The sequence below is a fragment of the Bacteroides mediterraneensis genome, assembly GCF_016900355.1.
Taxonomy (GTDB): Bacteria; Bacteroidota; Bacteroidia; order Bacteroidales; family Bacteroidaceae; genus Phocaeicola.
In genome coordinates, this window is the sequence record NZ_JACJKA010000052.1 from 1 (window position 1) to 1,678 (window position 1,678).

Sequence of the window (1,678 nt, forward strand, 5' to 3'; positions counted from 1 at the left end):
AAAAGGAGTATCTAAGTTTCCTCCTGCAAATTTCATCATTTTAAACCGTTTTCCCCCGTCAGAAGCCTCCTAAGAGGCTACTTTTGCAAGATTATGTGCTATGGCCAGCAGGCCAAATTCAATTTCCACCTTTTTCAGCCCACGGAGATGGAACCTCTTGAAGCGCTTGTTGTTCTTGAGGTTTCCAAATACGGCTTCCACATCCTGCGGCCGCTGGCTCCGGTATTTAAGACCTTCCTCGGAGAGGAGTTTCTCACGTTCCCTTTCCTTGATTTTTCTCAGCCGATGATTCACTTGCACAATCCTTTCCGACCGGCTCCTGTGACACCGGCATCTTAACGGGCAGCCCTTGCAGTTCCGTGCCCTGTACCTTGAGATGGTCTGTACAAAACCGTTGTCTGTCGTCCGCTTCACATCGGAGAGTCTCTCCATCCTCTGTCCCATCGGACAGTACATCCCGTCGGTTTCCTCATTATAGTAGAAGTTGGCGGACAGGAACGGGTCATTCCTGAAGCTCCTTTTCTGTTCCTTGTGGAAATAGTTGTACTTTATGAAGGTCTCAATGCCGTGCCTGAAGGCGTACAGGTAGTTCTCCTCGCTTCCGTACCCGGCGTCACAGACGGACACGTCAGGATATCTGCCGTAAAGGGAATGGAAGTCTTCCATGTGCAGGGGATAGGTGGAGGTGTCACCGGCACACTGGTGGAGGGTATAGTTCAGGATGAACTGTCTGTTGGTACTGACCTGCGGGTTGTATCCGGGCTTGAGCTGCCCGTTCCTCATGTGGTCCTCCTTCATCCGCATGAACGTGGCGTCGGGGTCTGTCTTGGAGTAGCTGTTACGCCCGTCGAGAATCTTTCCCTGGGATTCGTATCTCTTCAGCTGTTCGGGCCATGCCTTCCTCACGCGCCGGACCTTGGCCTTCACTTTCCGGTCCGCATCCGTTCCCTCCAGAGCCTCATGTATCTGCTCCAGCGCCCTTTCCACCTTCTCGGGGGTGATGTCCTGATAAGTGACGGGAGCGGAGTCGCGCAGCTCCTGCTTGGTGACGGACTCGGCGTACCGCCATATCTCCTCAAGCCGTTCCGCGATTCTGGAGATGCGGGTGTGGATGGACTTGCCCCAGACGAACGTATAACGGTTGGCGTTCGCCTCCATCTTCGTCCCGTCAGTGCAGGCTACGTCCAGACTTACAAAGCCTTCCGCCACGAGGAACTTCACGATGGTGGCGAAGACGGTCTTGAGCACATCCTTCAGCCGACTGCTGCGGAAACGGTTGATGGTGTTGTGGTCAGGCACCCTGTTACCAGTCAGCCACATGAAGCGGATGTCATTGCGGCAGAACTCCTCGATGCGGCGGCTGGAATAGATGTTGCGCAGATAGGCATATACCAGAATCTGCAGCATCATGCGGGGATGGTAGGCCGGACAGCCTTTGACGGAGTATTTGCGATAAAGTTCTTCCAGGCTGATCTGTTCAATGATACGGTGAACAACCCGGACCGGGTCGTTCTGGGGAATAAAATCGCCTAAACACGGAGGTAAAAGCAGATTATCGTTGGAGGTATAGTTTTTAAACATTATCTTTGGGATATATTGCTTGATTCCCTAAGATACGAAAAATTAGGGAGACGGGCAAGTCCTGACTGAGCGAAGTTTGGGCTTGCCCGATTTTTTT

General features: G+C 52.7%; 1 protein-coding gene. It reads right to left on the bottom strand.

Going from position 1 to position 1,678, the window contains the following annotated elements:
• Window positions 1-69: 69 nt before the first annotated feature.
• Window positions 70-1,581: an IS1182 family transposase gene (locus H6A28_RS14720; RefSeq protein ID WP_204481054.1), complete on the bottom strand. Its 1,512-nt coding sequence runs from the start codon at window positions 1,579-1,581 to the stop codon at window positions 70-72.
• Window positions 1,582-1,678 lie beyond the last annotated feature (97 nt).

Coding starts and splice junctions, on each gene's coding strand:
- H6A28_RS14720 (WP_204481054.1), bottom strand. CDS start 1,581: ATGTTTAAAAACTATACCTCCAACGATAATCTGCTTTTACCTCCGTGT.